Here is a 17,078-nt window from a genome sequence, read left to right on the forward strand (position 1 = left end):
ACATGACGGTACGGGTACAGTACAAAAGTTTCGATGTCGGCCAGTTGACCGCCGACCTGCATGCGCGCAATCCACGGGTGGGCGCGGTGGTGAATTTCATCGGGTATGTGCGTGATCTGCACATCGGCCAGAGCGTGAGCGAGTTGTTCCTCGAACACTATCCGGGCATGACCGAAAAGGCCCTCGAACAGATCGCCGAGGAAGCACGCGAGCGCTGGCCGCTACAGGGCGTGGAGATTGTGCATCGGGTCGGCGCACTGGCGATCAGCGAGCCGATCGTGTTCGTCGGCGTCAGCAGCAAACACCGGCACATGGCGTTCGAGGCCTGCGCGTTCATCATGGATGTGCTCAAGACTCGTGCGCCGTTCTGGAAGCGCGAGAGCACGGCACAGGGTTCGCATTGGGTCGAGGCGCGGGAGAGCGACCAGAATGCGGCGCTGCGCTGGAGCCTGGCGCATGCCTGAAGATCAAGAGCCCCTCACCCTAACCCTCTCCCGGAGGGAGAGGGACTGATTGGGGGATATTGAAGAAATTCACCGAATCGAAAGATCGGCTCTGAATCCATAATCGACTCAATCTTCAGGTCGATGGATAACGCCAGACACCTCGGTCGGCCCCCTCTCCCTCAGGGAGAGGGCTGGGGTGAGGGTTGAAAGTCTGATTAGATAGCAACTCCGCCAGGATCAAACTCCGGAGTCTCGTTTGAGCACAGCGCCCAACAACCTGCCCCGCCCAGATCCCGTCACGCTGCGCCAGGCCTGGCGCTTCTGGCTCAAGCTCGGCTGCATCGGTTTCGGCGGCCCGGCCGGGCAGATCGCGATCATGCATCAGGAACTGGTCGAACGCCGGCGCTGGATCTCCGAGCGGCGGTTCCTGCATGCGCTCAACTACTGCATGTTGCTGCCCGGCCCCGAGGCCCAGCAACTGGCGACGTACATTGGCTGGTTGTTGCATCGCACCTGGGGCGGGGTGATCGCCGGGGCGCTGTTCGTATTGCCGTCGTTGTTCATCCTGATTGCACTGTCGTGGGTATACATCGCGTTCGGCGACGTGCCGGTGGTGGCCGGGATCTTCTACGGGATCAAACCGGCGGTGACCGCCATTGTGTTGCACGCGGCGCATCGTATCGGCTCGCGAGCACTCAAAAACAGTTGGCTGTGGGCCATCGCCGGGGCGTCGTTCGTGGCGATTTTTGCCTTCAATCTGCCGTTCCCGCTGATCGTGCTCGGTGCGGCGCTGATCGGTTACGTCGGCGGGCGACTGGCGCCGCAACGCTTCGACAATGGCGGCCAACGCAGCAGTGGAAAATCCTTCGGCCCGGCGTTGATCGATGACGACACGCCGACACCCGAACATGCGCGATTCAGCCTGCCGAAGCTGTGGCGCTTGCTGTTGGTCGGCGCGGCGCTGTGGTGCTTGCCGATGGGGCTGCTGACCGCGCTGTTCGGCTGGGACGGCACGTTCACGCAAATGGGCTGGTTTTTCACCAAGGCCGCGTTGCTGACGTTTGGCGGCGCTTACGCGGTGTTGCCGTATGTCTATCAGGGCGCCGTCGGGCATTATGGCTGGCTGACGCCGACACAGATGATCGATGGCCTCGCGCTTGGCGAAACCACGCCCGGGCCGCTGATCATGGTGGTGGCGTTTGTCGGTTTCATCGGCGCTTACGTGCAACCGGCGTTTGGCGCGGAACACGCGTTCGCCGCGGGTGCACTGGCGGCGACGCTGGTGACCTGGTTCACCTTCCTGCCCTCGTTTCTGTTCATCCTCGCCGGCGGGCCGCTGGTGGAGTCGACCCACAACGCACTCAAGTTCACTGCACCGTTGACCGCCATCACCGCTGCGGTGGTCGGGGTGATTCTCAACCTGGCGTGCTTCTTCGCTTATCACGTGTTCTGGCCGACCGGTTTTGCCGGGCAAGCGGACGTGTTTTCGATTGTGCTGGCGTTGCTGGCCGCGTTGGCGCTGTTCATTTTCAAGCGCGGCGTGATTGCAGTGTTGATCGTTTGCGCCCTTGCCGGGCTGGGCTTGCACTTGCTGCGCTGAACGTTGGCCAACGGTACAAGGGCGCAATCACCGGTTTACACGCCCGCAGATTGCCCCTTACTATCCGGGCACACCGGTCGGCGGGTCTGCCCCGCCACCGACGTTTTCCGCCAACGGAAACACGCGTTATGAGTACGTCACCACAACAACCGGAAAGGTTGAACGTCTCCGCTGTGTGCGCCCTCTGTCACAGGGGCCGCGCATGAATCGCATCGTCAATCTCCCCATGGCCCTGCGCCGTTCCAAGCTGCGTCACTCCGCACGCCCGCCGGATATCGCCCTGCCTGTCTGATCGCGCCCGTTATAAACCGCGACAGCCCTCTATTACCTGATATCCCTGCCAGGACGCCCGCGCCTATTGCCGAACTGCGTCCGGCCCGAATCTGCGCGCCTGTGCGGCGCCATCGTGAGTGATTGACCATGAAATTCGCAGCCATCGAAGACGCACGCCTGTTCCTTGAACAGAACCCCGACATCGACATGATCGAGCTGTTCATCCTCGACGCCAACGGCGTGCCACGCGGCAAGCTGTTGCACCGCGAAGAACTGCTGGCGGTGTATGAAAGTGGTCGCCCGTTACCCAGCACCATCCTCGGGCTGACCGTGCAGGGCGAGGACGTGGAAAACTCAGGTCTGGTGTGGGACGTCGGCGACATCGACTGCCGCGCCTACCCGCTCGAAGGCAGTCTGGTGCGCCTGCCATGGCGGCAGATTCCGACCGCTGCGGTGCAGGTCAGCATGCACCCGACCGAAGGCATGCCAGCGAGCATCGCCGACCCGCGTCACTTGCTGATCAAGGTGATCGACGCCCTCAAGGCCGAGGGTTATCACCCGGTCATGGCCTGCGAGCTGGAGTTCTACCTGCTCGATGCCAAACGCGATAACAACGGGCGTCCGCAACCGGCGCTGGATGCCGACGGTGGCCGACCGCGACACACCCAGGTCTACGGTTTGCGCGAACTGGAACAGATCGAACCGTTCCTCGCCGACCTCTACAGCGCCTGCAAACTGCACGGTATTCCGGCGCGCACGGCGATCTCGGAATACGCCCCGGGCCAAGTGGAAATCACCCTTGAGCACGGCGATGCGCTGCAGGCGATGGATCAGGCAGTGCGCTACAAACGTCTGGTCAAAGCCGTGGCGCACAAGCACGGCATGCAGGCGACGTTCATGGCCAAGCCGTTCGATGATCTGGCCGGCACCGGCATGCACATGCACGTCAGCCTCGCCGATGGCGCGGGGCACAACCTGTTCGCCTCACAAGATCCGGCCGGCACTCCGCTGCTGCGTACCGCGATTGGCGGCATGCTCGCCTCGCTGCTCGATTCGCTGCTGCTGTTCTGCCCCAATGCCAACTCGTACCGCCGTTTCCAGGCCAACAGCTACGCGCCGTTGGCACCGACCTGGGGCGTCGACAACCGCACCGTCAGCCTGCGAGTCCCCGGCGGCCCGGCCAACACCCGGCACATCGAACACCGCATCTGCGGCGCCGACGCCAACCCGTATCTGGCGGCGGCAGCGATCCTCGCCGGCATCCATCGCGGCATTCGCGAAAACCTTGATCCGGGCGCGCCGGTCGAGGGCAATGGCTACGCGCAAGCCAAGGAATTGCTGCCAACCGACTGGCTGACTTCGCTGCAGGCGCTGGAGAATTCCGCATGGGCGCGGGATGCCTTGGGGCAGGAATTTCTCGGGGTGTATCTGGCGGTGAAACGGGCGGAGTACCGGCAGTTCATGGCCGAGGTGGGTGAGCAGGACTGGCGCTGGTACCTGACCGAAGCCTGAAGCCTCACACCATCCGCCCCTGTGGGAGCGGGCTTGCTCGCGAATGCGGTGGGTCAGTCACTGAAATATTGAATGTGACGACGCCTTCGCGAGCAAGCCCGCTCCCACAGGGGATTGCACTCCGATTTCCGAATTCTGTGTGGACACTGACATGACCGAACGCTGCAATTCCTACTACACCGCCACCCTCAACCAGGACACCGACTACCCGACCCTGCAAGGCCGGCATCAGGTTGATGTGGTGATCATCGGCGGTGGTTTCACCGGCGTTGCCACCGCTGTGGAACTCGCCGAAAAGGGCCTGAAAGTCGCTATCGTCGAGAGCCACAAGATCGGCTGGGGCGCCACCGGGCGCAATGGCGGACAAGTCACTGGCAGCCTTTCCGGCGACGGTGCGATGCGCAAACAGATGCGCCCGAAACTCGGCGATGAGGTCGACGATTTCATCTGGCACCTGCGCTGGCGTGGACACCAGATCATCCAGCAGCGGGTCGAAAAATATGGCATTCAGTGCGACCTCAAGCACGGCCATCTGCACGCCGCCTACAAGCCCAGCCACATGGACGGTTTGCGCCAGGATTACGACGAAGCCGTACGCCGCGGAATGGCCGACGAGGTCAGCCTGCTCGACCGCAGTCAGGTGCGTGATCTGCTGCAAAGCGACCTCTATCACGGCGCAATCAAGAACACCCGCAACATGCACCTGCACCCGCTCAACCTGTGCATTGGCGAGGCGCGGGCGGCGGAAAGTCTGGGGGCACTGATCTTTGAAAACAGTGAAGTGCTGGAGATCATTCACGGCACGGCTCCTCACAAAAGCCCGGGCGTGCGCACCGCTCACGGCCAGATCGATGCCAATCAAGTGATGCTCGCCGGTGACGTCTATCACAAGCTTGAACCGGGCCAGCTCAAGGGCAAGATATTCCCGGCCATGGGCGGCATCGTCACCACCGCGCCGCTGGGTGATCTGGCGCGGCAGATCAACCCTGAAGACCTGGCGGTGTACGACTGCCGCTTCGTCCTCGATTACTACCGCCTTACCGCCGATGGCCGTCTGCTGTTCGGCGGCGGTGCCAACTACAGCGGCAAGGATTCGCGGGACATCGCCGCCGAGCTGCGCCCGTGCATCGAGCAGACCTTCCCGGCGCTCAAAGGGGTGCAGATCGACTACCAGTGGAGCTGCGCGATGGGCATCGTGATCAACCGTATCCCGCAACTGGGCAAGCTCTCGGACAATGTCTGGTATTGCCAGGGCTACTCGGGACACGGCATCGCCACCACCCACATCATGGGCGAAATCATGAGCCGGGCGATCACCGGGCAGATGGAGCAGTTCGACACGTTTGCTGCATGCCAACACATTCGCGTGCCGATGGGGGATTTGCTGGGCAACCCGTTGCTGGCGGCGGGGATGTGGTATTACCAGATGCTCGAAAAACTGCGCTGACTGGACTGCCCCCTTCGCGAGCAAGCCCGCTCCCACATTCGAATCCATTCCAAACGTGGGAGCGAGCCTGCTCGCGAAGACACCAGCAGCCCCAATACAAATCTCAACCCGACAACTGCTCCCACATTCGAATCCATTCCAAACGTGGGAGCGAGCCTGCTCGCGAAGACGCCAGCAGCCCCAATACAAATCTCAACCCGACAACTGCTCCCACATTCGAATGCATTCCAAACGTGGGAGCGAGCCTGCTCGCGAAGACGCCAGCAGCCCCAATACAAATCTCAACCCGACAACTGCTCCCACATTCGAATGCATTCCAAATGTGGGAGCGGGCTTGCTCGCGAAGACGCCAGCAGCCGCAATACACATCTCAACCAGACAACTGCTCCCACATTCGAATGCATTCCAAACGTGGGAGCGAGCCTGCTCGCGAAGACGCCATAAGCCTCAGCACAAAAGCTCAGTCCGGCAACTGCTCCACCACAATCCCCAACCGCCGATAATCCTCGACACTGCCCGACGCTACATGCCGCTCGGTAATCAGCGTATGCAGCCGCGTACACGATGCCACCACAAACGGCTCCACCGCCCCAAGCTTGTCCGCCGTGGTCACCGCAATCACCCGTGCGGCACTGTCGAGCAGCGCCTGTTTGACCGGCACTTCATCGAAGTGCAGCGAGGTAATGCCCACCTCCGGGTGAATCGCGCAGCCCCCGGTAAACGCCAGATCCGCCTTGATCGCGGCCAGCATCCGCACCGCCTCATGCCCGCCGGCCGACATTGTGCGCGGGTTCAGTTGCCCGCCGGCCAGAATCACCTTCACGCCCCTGTATTCGGACAAGGCAACCGCCGTCATCGGCGCCGCCGTCACGGCCGTGATCTGGATATCCGCACGCAACGAGCGCGCCACCTGCAACGTGGTCGAGCCGGAATCAAACAACACAATCTGCCCGTCCTCGACCTCTTGCGCCGCTCGCTGCGCCAGGCGCACCTTCACCTCGTCGCTTTCCTCCAGCCGGGTGAAGTAATCCTTACCGGTGTCCTTGGGTCGCGGCAGCGCCCCGCCGTGTACGCGTTGCACCAAGCCGGCGTGATCCAGTTCGGCAAGGTCGCGGCGGATGGTGTCTTCGGACACGGCGAAGTGCTGGCTCAACTCCGAAGCCATGACCTTGCCGTCACGTTCGAGGATCAGGAGAATTTTCTGCCGGCGCAGGGACGGCAGTTCGGTGATCGAATGATCGCGCATGGTTGTGCCTGTTTATGCTTGTAGTTGCAGGTTTTTCCGAGACTAGCGAAAGCCTCGGGCAAACACAAACCGGCCGGTATCAATTGTTTCGATCATTGGAATCAACAAGCCGAATTTTTTCTTTGCCTGACGCCTGTTCAGAATGGCCTCACTTTAAAAAGGCTCAGGATGAATAGCTGATGAATCTCAATTTTGCGTTTGCGTGCATGATCGTCGTGTCTTTTGCGATAGCCCTGGGCCACGCCTGACGCGCTATACCGACGCCGCCAGATGTTCACGCAACCATTTGTGCGCCGGGTCGCGGTGCGAGCGTTCGCCCCAGAACATCGCCATTTCGTAGCCCGGCACCTGCAGCGGCGCGTCGACCACCTGCAACGCCGGGTTACCGCGCACCAGCCGTGACGGCAGCATCGCCACCAGATCGGTGCTGGTCAGCACCGACATCACCATCAGAAAGTGCGGCACCGACAGCACCACGTTGCGCGCCAGACCGACCTCGGCCAGCGCCTTGTCGGTCACCCCGAAAAAGCCCCCGCCCTCCCGTGACACCATCACGTGTTCCAGTGCGCAGAACTGTTCGCGGTTCGGCTTGCGCTTCAGGCGCGGATGGCCGACGCGACCGGCCAATACGTAGTGCTCGGTGAACAGCACCCGCTGATGCAGATCCAGCGGCGCGTCTTCGGTGATGTGCAACGCCAGGTCGAACACCCCCTGCTCCGCCTGCTTCACCAACTGCGCCGGCATCAGATCGAGCACCGCCAGACGCGTACCCGGCGCCTGAGTGCGCAAACCGCTGAGGGCCGGCAGCACCACCGTCGATTCACCGTAATCGGTCGCCGCGACTTTCCAGGTCTGGCTGGCCTGCGCCGGATCAAAGGCGCTGGCCGGCGCCACTGCCCGTTCCAGTGCTTGCAGCGCCTCGCGCAACGGCTCGCGCAATTCATCGGCCCGCGCGGTGGGGCGCATGCCCCGTGGTCCGGGCAGCAACAGCGGATCGGCAAAGATGTCGCGCAGCTTGGCCAGGTGCACGCTCACCGACGGCTGCGACAGGTTCAACCGCTCTGCGGCGCGGGTTACGTTGTGTTCTGCCAATAACACGTCTAGGGTCAACAGCAAGTTTATGTCCAGACGTCGTAAATTATTCATGGCTATACCTGACATATCAGACATTCATTTCCAATATACCGATCAAGGATTGATCCTGCCTGCATTCAACCAAGGAGCTGCAACATGAATGTGCTACTGGTCTACGCCCACCCTGAACCCACCTCACTCAACGGCTCGCTCAAGGACTTCACCGTCCAGCGCCTGCAAGCCGCCGGTCACACCGTGCAGGTCTCCGACCTCTATGCGATGAACTGGAAGACCAACCTCGACGCCGACGACGCCCCGGAACGCGACACCAGCCGCCCCTTCAACACCTCACGGGACTCGAAACTCGCCTACGCCCAAGGCACTCAGGCCGCCGATATCGCCGCCGAGCAAGCAAAACTGCTCTGGGCCGACGCACTGATCCTGCAATTTCCGCTGTGGTGGTTTTCCATGCCGGCAATCCTCAAGGGCTGGGTCGAGCGCGTGTACGCCTGCGGTTTTGCCTACGGCGTTGGCGAACACTCCGATTCGCGTTGGGGCGAGCGCTATGGCGAAGGCAAGATGAAGGGCAAACGGGCGATGCTGATGGTCACCACCGGCGGCTGGGACTCGCACTACAGCCCGCGCGGGATCAACGGCCCGATTGATGACGTGCTGTTTCCGATCAATCACGGCGTCCTCTACTACCCCGGTTTCGAGGTGGTGCCGCCGTTCGTGGCCTATCGCGTCGGTCGAATGGACGAGGCGACATTTGCCGCGACTTGCAAGGAACTGGGCACGCGACTGGATGAATTGTGGAGTACGCGGCCGATTGCTTATCGGCAGCAGAATGGCGGGGATTACGAGATTCCGGCGTTGACGCTGAAGGATGGGATCGCACCGGGGATGGAAGGGTTCGACGCGCATATCCGCTGATCCAACCCTGTGCTGAGGGGATGAACCCCCTCAGCACAAAGGTACTTTCAGCTTTCTTCCCGCGCCCGTCGCACCTGCACCAGCAACGCCGGCGCGAAGTGCAGCAGCACCATCCGCGCCAGGTGGTGAGTGAGGATGAACACCACATTCAAGCCACCGGCAAACGCGACAATCGCAATCGTCTCGATCGCCCCCGGCATGTACGCCAGCCACAACGACAGCGGATCACTGCCCAGCCAGCGCGCCGCGACTTCGGCGAATGCCGCCGCGACCACGATCATCAAACCGACCGACACCAGCGCGGTGCGCCCATGCCGCCCCAACTCCGCGACGCCCAGCCCCTGAAAGCGTGAACCGATCCGCGCGCCGAGAATCAGCGCCGCCAGGTTCAGGCTCCAGTCCGGCATGTGGAAGCCGTGCAACCATCCCGACTTCACAAACACCGCAGTGAGCAGAATCGCCGTCAGCATGAACGGCGCCGGCACGCCGATCACCAGCAGCAATCGCCCGATGACGATGCTCAAGCCAATCAGCGCCAGCACCGTCAACGCCATGCCCGTGCTCAACGGATCGCTTTCAACCACCGCCACCGAAGCCTGCCCGGGAATCAAAAAACTCACCAACACCGTGATCAACAGCAGCCGCATCAGGTGCACGATGATGACCTTGCTCGAGGCCTTTTCCGACTCCAGCAAATCGAACACTGCCGCCAGTGCGCCGGGGTACACCGCCAGCAGCGCGTCGGTGCGATTCCACCCCGCGCCGCGGGTCAGCCACCATCCAGCGAGCGCGATCTGTACAGCCAGGCATATCAGCAAAACGCCGAGGCTGGGCAACATGGCCGAAGCCGTCGCACTGTCCCACGCCTCGAACATCAACCCGGTGGCGATGCCTAGCGTGACCTGGATGTAGCCCAATCCATAAGGGGTTGCGGGGGCGAAACCGGTTCGCGTGGTGACCAGCGCGGTGACGAGAATCGCCCCCAGCAACAGGCCATGAGGAACACCGCTGACCTGCAACGCAGCGCCAACGGAGGCAGCGATCAACAAACACAGAATCGATTTCATATTCGCCTTCCTGGCTATTCAACTGAATTAAGTGCGCAACCGTCCGATCGCCCGCCGATACTTCTCGACCCGCTCCAGATCCTCCCAACTGGGCGAGGCAATCCGCGACAGGTCGCTGTTCTCTTCCAGATCCGCCAGTTTCACCACCCGGCCAATCGGGTTCTGCGCCGCGCGCTCGACGAAATCCTCGTAGGACTCGCCCGGCACCTTGGTCACTGACTCAATCGCCGTCAGCACCTCTTCGCTGAAACCTTCCTTGCGCAAGTCATCGAGGCTGATACTGCAATCCTCGACCACATCGTGCAGCACGGCGACGATGCGTTCTTCCAGCGAACTCATGCGCAACATGACTTTCAGCGGATGCAGAATGTACGGCGCGCCGCCCTTGTCCACCTGCCCGGCATGCGCGGTGGCAGCGAGGGCGATGGCGCGTTCGAGTGTCTGGGTCATGGGGTTTCCTCGGGTTAGACGCCGTAACGGCCGCCAACGTGGATGTTGCGCTTGAGCCAGGCGCCAATCGCCTGCCATCGGCTGAGCGGTTTGGCGGGTGTGGGCGATATGGGGGATTCGGAATGTTTTTGCAGAATCAACGCCACCAGTGTCGCCTGATCTGCACTGTTATTCGCATCAATCAGCTCTGCGACCCACGCACAATCGGCTTTTTGCAGATGCTCACGCCACTCGCCGGGCCAGGCGTCCAATTCATCCAGCGCCAACCACCGCGCACCGCCCTGATTGGCGTGCCCGCCGCCAATCGATTGCTCGAAGCAAAACGGCGTCGCCGATCGGGACGGGTCGATGCTGAAAATGTAGATGTCTTGAGTGGGGTGCTGCGGCGTGGGGGCGTTGTTGCGGCTGCCGATTTCGATCATGCGCGGTTCCATCCATGGGTCAGGCGTTACAACTTGTTTCGCAGTCTACGTCGTGGTGTCGTTCGGCGAAACCTTCAGTGATGTACTGCGGGCTGACAAATGAAAAAGCCGACCGCGTGGTCGGACAGGTATTTTCAGCGCCCAGATTTTTGAGTCTGAAAAGCTCGTAGGAAAACACCACTTGGGGTGAGGGGCTGTCGCTAACTAAATTAGCGATAGGAGCAGCGAGGTTTCGACGCGCTCGCCTCATAACCAACACATTGCCAACGTGCCAACGTTGTAGGCGCTCGGTCATCCAACCGACGATAACGTGGTTGGCACCTCAGAACATTCACCTCCTGACTTCCGCTGACCCTGTAAGAAACGTCTGAACGTCATCATCGGTGATTCGGCGCTTCAGCACCCCGGCTTTGTTGGACGGTTACTCTTCAAACGAGAGTTATCCATTCAATAAAGCAGAGCTTCCATGGCCAACCACAGTTACATGAGCATTACCGGAAACCGACAAGGACTGATCTCCGCCGGCTGCTCCGACACAAACTCAATCGGCAACAAATGCCAACTGGGGCACCTCGATGAAATCATGGTCCTGGCCTACTCCCACAACATGACCACCGGCAATAACAGCGGCGTTACCGCAGACCGCGGCCAACACTTGCCGATCATGATCACCAAGAACATCGACAAATCCTCCCCCCTCCTCTGCGCCGCACTTCACGAACGCGAAGTGCTGGACTGCACCCTCTTCTTCTACCGAACCTCCGCCGCGGGTACACAAGAGAAATATTTCAAAATCCACATAGCCGGCGCAAAAATCGCCCACATCAACCTTCAGGTCCCCCACGCCATCCATTTGAATGACGCACAGCCACAGGAGTTGGTCTCATTCACTTACCGCGAAATCAGTTGGACCCATATCCACGCGGGCACAAGCGGCTTCAGCCGTTGGGGAAATGACGATGAATGAGGATTCGTGTGACATCAACGACGTCACACGGGCTGCTTCCGAGCTGGTCGCATTCGGATGCCAGATTGGCGCGACTCAGTTGTATGACAGTTTCAGCCAGCTTCGATTTAGCGAGATCGTTTCTTCTTACGCTAATGAGATTATTCGGGCGGTGGATGAAGGTGTCATGAGTGCCAAGCAAGGATTGAAGGAGCTCAGAGAGGAACACTCTGACTTACTGGACAAAGTAGCGTTCTACCCTCAAAACGGCGTAGGTGTTGCGGCGGGAGTGATGCAACTGCAAATTGGCGTCATTCAATTCTCAAGCAAAAATCCGCAAGGTATATTTGCAGGAGCACTCTATTCGGCGCATGGATTCAATAACATTCATGAAGGGGTAGTCAATATCTACAACGGCCCTGAAACCCAAAGCACAGTAGGCCCCATTCGTAAATTCTATCAATTCGCGGTGAATGATACACATATAGGAAACACTGCCTACTACAGCGCAGATTTACTTCTTTCTGGGCTTGGCATGTTGCGACACGTGCGAAAACCAGGCTCAACGCAGTTATTCAATCATGACCCGATTAATTATGAGCGCTCTTACAACCAAATGGGGAGTCTGGCTTTGGCACTCGAACTACTGATCGATAGTATAACAGTCAAAAATATAGACAAAGAGATGGACTCTCGAACAAAAAATAAACTACCATTTTACCCTGAAGTCCTCACCAGACATCATGTAAGCATAAACAGAAAAAAACACCACACCCCCTAACGACCCGTAAACAATTTCTGGCAAACTAACCAAATCCTTAATAATATAATAAAAAACCTCCTCCACAAATAAGGCGCAATTAAAGAGAATATATTGTTTCACCCATACGGGGTAACGACAATTCCGGACATTTCGCCCCCGCAACTCCGCCACCTGATCAGGAAAGCAGTAACGAAAATTAACGTACAGAAGCAATGCAAAAACCAGAATGAACACAATTTCTTTTACATTGTTCAACCCTGAAAAAATCCCACTGAAAAAATTCACCTGCACTACCGCACCAATACCACTCAAAGCAACAGTCAAGAAAAACAAAAACGCTATTTGAGCCACAAATCTTAACGCCATTACTTCACCAACCTTAAGAAAACCCTATAACACCTTTATCGTTGAGGGTGAAATGAACGCTGAAAAAAGCTTAAATAGCAAAAAACACCAAAAAATACTACGAACAGAAAAAACGCTATCACCCAGTACGAAACACCATTAAAAAAATCGAACCCCATCATAAAAGGAACAAAAGCAATGGCCAATATCATAGACAAAAAGACCATTTCGATTAATACCCATCGTAAATTATAGTGCTTTTCTTCGAACATTTTCCCATCGTGCATATTGCGAAGCGATGGAACAGAAAAAGCAAAACAATACAAAGCAAATAGAACAAAAACAACCAAAATCACTACCCAGACCAAGTCCCCCTCAAGCTCTATAAACTGACCAATACAGTTTACGACCATTACACTCCAGAAAAATGAAGAAGCAAGAATTAGACAATAAACACGAAAAAAACACTGAAGACCATTTAATTGCACAGCCCGCCTCCCCTCACATAGCTATAACACCAAAAATCAAGCTCTACGGACAATCAAAAACTACTTCCGACCAACTACCACGCAATGTACACATACCAGAAGAGCCATAACATCCTTGACCTCGCATCATCTCGCACCAACTCAGAGCTTTCCTACAAATAAAAGCCCTACACCCTACAAACATTTCATCCACAAAAAAACCGACACCCAATAAAAGATGTCGGATTTATTTACAACGTACGCCTAATCTAAACAGCGATCAGAAGTTAGCCGGCGTATTCGCACTAATAATCTCAGCCTCATCCGCCCCGATATTCCGAAATTTATGCGGCAACGTCGTAGGAAAGTAATACCCATCCCCGGCATTCAACACACTCACCGATCCATCCACGGTCAACTCCACCGTGCCACGCGTCACCAGCCCACACTCCTCGCCTTCCGCATGCACGATCGGCTCTTCGCCGGAGCTCGCGCCCGGCGCGTATTGCTCGCGCAGCAGGCGCATCTGGCGGCTGGGGACCGAGGCGCCGATGAGCAGCAGGCGCAGGCCGTGGCGGCCGAGGTCGGGTTGTTCGTTGGCGCGGAACACGTATTGGTGTTCGCGCGGGGGTTGGTCGAAGGTGAAGAAGTCGGCCAGGGACATCGGGATGCCTTCGAGCAGCTTTTTCAGGGAGCTGACGGAAGGACTGACGCGATTCTGTTCGATCAGGGAGATGGTGGCATTGGTCACGCCGCTACGCCGGGCCAGCTCGCGCTGGGAGAGTTTGTAGCTTTCGCGTACTAGTTTGAGTCGAGAACCCGTATCCATGACAGCCTTATGTGAGAACGACTTAAGGGCGATGGGGGTGGGTGGCGGGTGACGCGCCGAGGGCGCGGATCACGTTGCTCCCGTGTCCCGGAACCGTGAAAGGCGGCTATTAAATCACGTTTGGTGGTGTTGCTCAGCAGGTTCGATGGACGGTGGGATAAAAGTCCTTCTTGCCTTGGTAATACAGCAACTGTGGGAGCGGGCTTGCTCGCGAAAGCGGTGTGTCAGGCGACGGGGATGTTGGCTGATATGGCCCCTTCGCGAGCAAGCCCGCTCCCACAGTTTGATCTCTGGGTGCCAGCTCCATTGATGATGGTTGACGCGCCGCCACCGCTGGCAGGCCAGCTCGCACATTTGCAGCGTTAGTGTCTCAGGTAAAAAACCGGCGGGGTCTTGGGGCCGCCGCCGGGGAGGTAACTTAGATGCCGAAGCGGTCGCGCAGCGAGTAGTAGACGGCGCCGAGGGCGGTCAATGGGGCGGAGAAGGTGCGGCCGCCGATCATTGGCATGTGCGGTAACGAGGCGAAGGCGTCGAAGCGTTCGGCGTCGCCACGGATCATTTCCGAGATCAGTTTGCCGGCCAGGTGCGAGCAGGTGACGCCGTGGCCGCTGTAGCCTTGCATGTAGTAGGCGTTTTTCTCGATCCGGCCGAATTGCGGCATGCGTGACATGGTCAGCAGGAAGTTGCCGGTCCAGCGGTAGTCGATTTTCACGTCCTTGAGCTGCGGGAAGGTCTTGAGGATCTTCGGCCGGATCAGTTGCTCGATGTCGTCCGGTTCACGCGCGCCGTACACCACGCCGCCGCCGTACAGCAGGCGGTTGTCGGCCGTCAGACGGTAGTAATCGAGCAGATAGTTGCAGTCTTCGACGCAGTAGTTGTTGGTGATCAGGCTGCGCGCCTGCTTTTCGGTCAGCGGTTCAGTGACACAGATCTGCGAGCCGCACGGCATGCTTTTCGCGGTCACGCGGTTGTCCAGGCCTTGCGGCAGATACGCGTTGCCGGCGATCAGCAGGTACTTGGCGCGAACCTGGCCTTTGGCGGTACGCACGACGTTGGGCTCGCCGTATTTGATTTCAACGGCAGCGGATTGCTCGTAGATCTTGCCGCCCAGACGCACGATGGCTGCGGCTTCACCGAGGGCCAGGTTCAGTGGGTGAACGTGGCCACCTTGCATGTCCAGCATGCCGCCAACGTAGGCGTCGGAGCCGACTTCGCGACGAATGTCAGCGGCGTCGAGCATCTTCAGGTTTTTGTTGCCGTAACGTTCCCAGCTGCGCTTCTGCTCGGCCAGGCCGTTGAGTTGTTTCTTGTTCATCGCTGCGAAAATGCCGCCCGGGCGGTAGTCGCATTTGATGTCGTATTCCTTGATCCGCGAGCGGATGATGTCGGCGCCTTCAAAGATCATGCTGCCGAGGATTTCTGCGGTCTTGTCGCCGTAGCGCTCTTCGATCACATCGACGTCGCGGCTGTAGGAGTTGACCAGTTGACCGCCGTTGCGACCGCTGGCGCCGTAGCCGACTTTCGCCGCTTCGAGCACGGTCACTTTGTACCCGGCTTCAGTCAGGAACAGCGCCGAGGACAGGCCGGTGTAGCCGGCGCCGATGATGCAGACATCGCACTCGACCGACTCTTCAAGAATCGGGAAGTCGATGACTTCGTTACGAGTGGCGGCGTAGTAGCTGTTGACGTGTTGTTGCTTCATTTTATTGTTCTCCGAGGGTCGCTCATCAGAAGCGACCACCGCTGTAGAAAATCAGAGCTTGATCCAGGTCGCTTTCAGCTCGGTGTACTTGTCGAACGCATGCAGCGATTTGTCGCGACCGTTGCCCGATTGTTTGAAGCCACCGAACGGCGCGGTCATGTCGCCGCCGTCGTACTGGTTGACCCAGACGCTGCCGGCACGCAGGCCACGGGCGAAGGTGTGCGCCTTGCTCAGGTTGCTGGTCCACACGCCGGCGGCGAGGCCGAAGATGCTGTCGTTGGCGATCTGCAGCGCTTCTTCAACGGTGTCAAAGGTGATCAGCGACAGCACCGGGCCGAAGATTTCTTCGCGGGCGATGGTCATGGCGTTGGTTACGCCGTCGAACAACGCCGGTTGCACGTAGAGGCCGCCGGTTTCTTCGAGGGTCCGCTGGCCGCCGGCAATCAGCTCGGCGCCCTGCTCGCGGCCGATGCTGATGTAGCGCAGCACGTTGTCAAGTTGGCGCTGATCGACCACGGCACCGACGGTGGTCGCCGGGTCAAGTGCATGCCCCGGCTTCCACGCTTGCAGCGCTTCGACCAGCAGCGGAATGAATTGCTCGCGGATCGAACGCTCGACCAGCAAGCGTGAACCGGCGGTGCACACTTCGCCCTGGTTGAAGGCAATGGCGCCGGCCGCCGCTTGTGCTGCCGCGCGCAAGTCCGGTGCGTCGGCAAACACCACGTTCGGACTCTTGCCCCCTGCTTCGAGCCAGACGCGTTTCATGTTGCTTTGGCCGGCATAAATCATCAGTTGCTTGGCAATTGCCGTGGAGCCGGTGAAGGCCAGCACGTCGACGTCCATGTGCAGCGCCAACGCCTTGCCGACGGTGTGACCGAAACCGGGCAGAACGTTGAACACGCCTTTCGGAATGCCCGCGTCCAACGCCAGCTGGGCGATGCGGATGGCGGTCAGAGGCGATTTTTCCGAAGGCTTGAGGATGAACGAGTTACCCGCTGCCAGGGCTGGCGCGAACTTCCAGCTGGCCATGATCAGCGGAAAATTCCACGGCACGATGGCCGCCACGACGCCGGATGGCTCGCGGGTGACGAGGCCGAGTTGATCGTGCGGAGTGGCGGCGACTTCGTCGTAGATCTTGTCGATGGCTTCAGCGCTCCAGCGGATCGCGTTGGCGGTCGCCGGGATGTCGATGCTCATCGAGTCGCTGATCGGTTTACCCATGTCGAGGGTTTCCAGCAGCGCCAGCTCTTCCTGGTGTTGCAGGATCAGATCAGCGAAACGAATCAGGATACGTTTACGCTCGGCCGGGGCCTTGTGCGCCCACACGCCGGAGTTGAACGATTGACGTGCGACGTCGACGGCGAGGTTGGCGTCGGCTTCATCGGTGCTGGCCACGGAGGCGAGGAAACGGCCATCGACGGGGCTCAGGCATTCGAAAGTGGCGCCGCTGATCGCCGGGCGATATTCACCGTTGATGAACGCGCGGGATTCGATGGTCAGGGACTGGAAGCGTTGTTCCCAGTCGTTGCGGGTCGTTGTCATTGTTGTGGCTCGAC

At 59.2% G+C, this 17,078-nt stretch carries 15 protein-coding genes; 7 read left to right on the forward strand and 8 right to left on the reverse strand.

All coding sequences use genetic code 11. The features are described 5' to 3' along the window. Nucleotides 1-2: 2 nt before the first annotated feature. The 4 genes from moaE (at nucleotide 3) to AC0J41_RS15250 (ending at nucleotide 5,278) form a co-directional block, all read left to right on the forward strand. Nucleotides 3-464, forward strand: a complete 462-nt coding sequence (gene moaE, locus AC0J41_RS15235; protein ID WP_473012900.1) for a molybdopterin synthase catalytic subunit MoaE — start codon at nucleotides 3-5, stop codon at nucleotides 462-464. 238 nt (nucleotides 465-702) lie between these two features. Then, entirely contained in the window at nucleotides 703-2,046 is a 1,344-nt protein-coding gene (gene chrA, locus AC0J41_RS15240) for a chromate efflux transporter (protein ID WP_473012901.1), read from the forward strand. 420 nt (nucleotides 2,047-2,466) lie between these two features. Next, nucleotides 2,467-3,831, forward strand: coding sequence for a glutamine synthetase family protein (locus tag AC0J41_RS15245; RefSeq protein WP_473012902.1), 1,365 nt, complete (start codon nucleotides 2,467-2,469; stop codon nucleotides 3,829-3,831). Between the two features lie 151 nt (nucleotides 3,832-3,982). Beyond that, the gene (locus AC0J41_RS15250; RefSeq protein ID WP_473012903.1) at nucleotides 3,983-5,278 is read left to right on the forward strand and encodes an NAD(P)/FAD-dependent oxidoreductase; all 1,296 of its coding nucleotides are present in this window, start codon (nucleotides 3,983-3,985) and stop codon (nucleotides 5,276-5,278) included. Between the two features lie 460 nt (nucleotides 5,279-5,738). Here the strand turns inward: AC0J41_RS15250 and AC0J41_RS15255 are convergent, their stop codons facing one another. Both AC0J41_RS15255 and AC0J41_RS15260 read right to left on the reverse strand, forming a co-directional pair. After that, a complete protein-coding gene (locus tag AC0J41_RS15255; RefSeq protein ID WP_473012904.1) occupies nucleotides 5,739-6,524 on the reverse strand; it encodes a DeoR/GlpR family DNA-binding transcription regulator in 786 nt (261 codons plus the stop codon). A gap of 252 nt (nucleotides 6,525-6,776) precedes the next feature. Beyond that, nucleotides 6,777-7,670 carry a LysR family transcriptional regulator gene (locus AC0J41_RS15260; protein WP_025111325.1) on the reverse strand — a complete coding sequence of 298 codons (894 nt, stop codon included), beginning with the start codon at nucleotides 7,668-7,670 and terminating at the stop codon, nucleotides 6,777-6,779. A gap of 84 nt (nucleotides 7,671-7,754) precedes the next feature. Here AC0J41_RS15260 and AC0J41_RS15265 point away from each other — a divergent pair, with 84 nt between their 5' ends. Further along, a complete protein-coding gene (locus tag AC0J41_RS15265) occupies nucleotides 7,755-8,531 on the forward strand; it encodes an NAD(P)H-dependent oxidoreductase (protein WP_473012905.1) in 777 nt (258 codons plus the stop codon). 47 nt (nucleotides 8,532-8,578) lie between these two features. On the opposite strand, the gene AC0J41_RS15270 is transcribed toward AC0J41_RS15265, so the two are convergent. Genes AC0J41_RS15270 through AC0J41_RS15280 form a run of 3 tightly spaced genes read right to left on the reverse strand, consistent with a single transcriptional unit; the run spans nucleotide 8,579 to nucleotide 10,470 of the window. Beyond that, a complete protein-coding gene (locus tag AC0J41_RS15270) occupies nucleotides 8,579-9,598 on the reverse strand; it encodes an AbrB family transcriptional regulator (protein ID WP_473012906.1) in 1,020 nt (339 codons plus the stop codon). Nucleotides 9,599-9,625: 27 nt separating this feature from the next. After that, entirely contained in the window at nucleotides 9,626-10,048 is a 423-nt protein-coding gene (locus tag AC0J41_RS15275; protein ID WP_473012907.1) for an HD domain-containing protein, read from the reverse strand. Between the two features lie 14 nt (nucleotides 10,049-10,062). Continuing rightward, nucleotides 10,063-10,470 (reverse strand): hypothetical protein, encoded by a 408-nt coding sequence (locus tag AC0J41_RS15280; RefSeq protein ID WP_473012908.1) that lies wholly within the window; start codon nucleotides 10,468-10,470, stop codon nucleotides 10,063-10,065. Between the two features lie 466 nt (nucleotides 10,471-10,936). Here AC0J41_RS15280 and AC0J41_RS15285 point away from each other — a divergent pair, with 466 nt between their 5' ends. Together AC0J41_RS15285 and AC0J41_RS15290 are read left to right on the forward strand one after the other, a co-directional pair. Further along, nucleotides 10,937-11,437: an Hcp family type VI secretion system effector gene (locus AC0J41_RS15285; protein ID WP_473012909.1), complete on the forward strand. Its 501-nt coding sequence runs from the start codon at nucleotides 10,937-10,939 to the stop codon at nucleotides 11,435-11,437. Continuing rightward, on the forward strand, nucleotides 11,430-12,197 hold the full coding sequence (locus AC0J41_RS15290; RefSeq protein ID WP_473012910.1) for a DUF4225 domain-containing protein: 768 nt from the start codon (nucleotides 11,430-11,432) through the stop codon (nucleotides 12,195-12,197). The genes AC0J41_RS15285 and AC0J41_RS15290 overlap by 8 nt, the downstream gene beginning before the upstream one ends. 1,074 nt (nucleotides 12,198-13,271) lie before the next feature. Here AC0J41_RS15290 and AC0J41_RS15295 read toward each other — a convergent pair. The 3 genes from AC0J41_RS15295 to AC0J41_RS15305 all read right to left on the reverse strand — a co-directional run bounded on the left by AC0J41_RS15295 (nucleotide 13,272) and on the right by AC0J41_RS15305 (nucleotide 17,064). Beyond that, on the reverse strand, nucleotides 13,272-13,820 hold the full coding sequence (locus AC0J41_RS15295) for a cupin domain-containing protein (protein WP_007950154.1): 549 nt from the start codon (nucleotides 13,818-13,820) through the stop codon (nucleotides 13,272-13,274). A gap of 418 nt (nucleotides 13,821-14,238) precedes the next feature. Next, the gene (locus AC0J41_RS15300) at nucleotides 14,239-15,522 is read right to left on the reverse strand and encodes an NAD(P)/FAD-dependent oxidoreductase (RefSeq protein ID WP_025111317.1); all 1,284 of its coding nucleotides are present in this window, start codon (nucleotides 15,520-15,522) and stop codon (nucleotides 14,239-14,241) included. Between the two features lie 51 nt (nucleotides 15,523-15,573). Then, nucleotides 15,574-17,064 (reverse strand): aldehyde dehydrogenase, encoded by a 1,491-nt coding sequence (locus AC0J41_RS15305; RefSeq protein ID WP_473012911.1) that lies wholly within the window; start codon nucleotides 17,062-17,064, stop codon nucleotides 15,574-15,576. Between the last annotated feature and the right edge of the window lie 14 nt (nucleotides 17,065-17,078).

Source organism: Pseudomonas sp. Arb-4-2C (assembly GCF_055755015.1).

Excerpts from the sequence above, each read along its gene's own strand:
- moaE (WP_473012900.1), top strand. The coding sequence starts at position 3 with ATGACGGTACGGGTACAGTACAAAAGTTTCGATGTCGGCCAGTTGACC.
- AC0J41_RS15245 (WP_473012902.1), top strand. The coding sequence starts at position 2,467 with ATGAAATTCGCAGCCATCGAAGACGCACGCCTGTTCCTTGAACAGAAC.
- AC0J41_RS15250 (WP_473012903.1), top strand. The coding sequence starts at position 3,983 with ATGACCGAACGCTGCAATTCCTACTACACCGCCACCCTCAACCAGGAC.
- AC0J41_RS15255 (WP_473012904.1), bottom strand. The coding sequence starts at position 6,524 with ATGCGCGATCATTCGATCACCGAACTGCCGTCCCTGCGCCGGCAGAAA.
- AC0J41_RS15260 (WP_025111325.1), bottom strand. The coding sequence starts at position 7,670 with ATGAATAATTTACGACGTCTGGACATAAACTTGCTGTTGACCCTAGAC.
- AC0J41_RS15265 (WP_473012905.1), top strand. The coding sequence starts at position 7,755 with ATGAATGTGCTACTGGTCTACGCCCACCCTGAACCCACCTCACTCAAC.
- AC0J41_RS15270 (WP_473012906.1), bottom strand. The coding sequence starts at position 9,598 with ATGAAATCGATTCTGTGTTTGTTGATCGCTGCCTCCGTTGGCGCTGCG.
- AC0J41_RS15275 (WP_473012907.1), bottom strand. The coding sequence starts at position 10,048 with ATGACCCAGACACTCGAACGCGCCATCGCCCTCGCTGCCACCGCGCAT.
- AC0J41_RS15280 (WP_473012908.1), bottom strand. The coding sequence starts at position 10,470 with ATGATCGAAATCGGCAGCCGCAACAACGCCCCCACGCCGCAGCACCCC.
- AC0J41_RS15285 (WP_473012909.1), top strand. The coding sequence starts at position 10,937 with ATGGCCAACCACAGTTACATGAGCATTACCGGAAACCGACAAGGACTG.
- AC0J41_RS15290 (WP_473012910.1), top strand. The coding sequence starts at position 11,430 with ATGAATGAGGATTCGTGTGACATCAACGACGTCACACGGGCTGCTTCC.
- AC0J41_RS15295 (WP_007950154.1), bottom strand. The coding sequence starts at position 13,820 with ATGGATACGGGTTCTCGACTCAAACTAGTACGCGAAAGCTACAAACTC.
- AC0J41_RS15300 (WP_025111317.1), bottom strand. The coding sequence starts at position 15,522 with ATGAAGCAACAACACGTCAACAGCTACTACGCCGCCACTCGTAACGAA.
- AC0J41_RS15305 (WP_473012911.1), bottom strand. The coding sequence starts at position 17,064 with ATGACAACGACCCGCAACGACTGGGAACAACGCTTCCAGTCCCTGACC.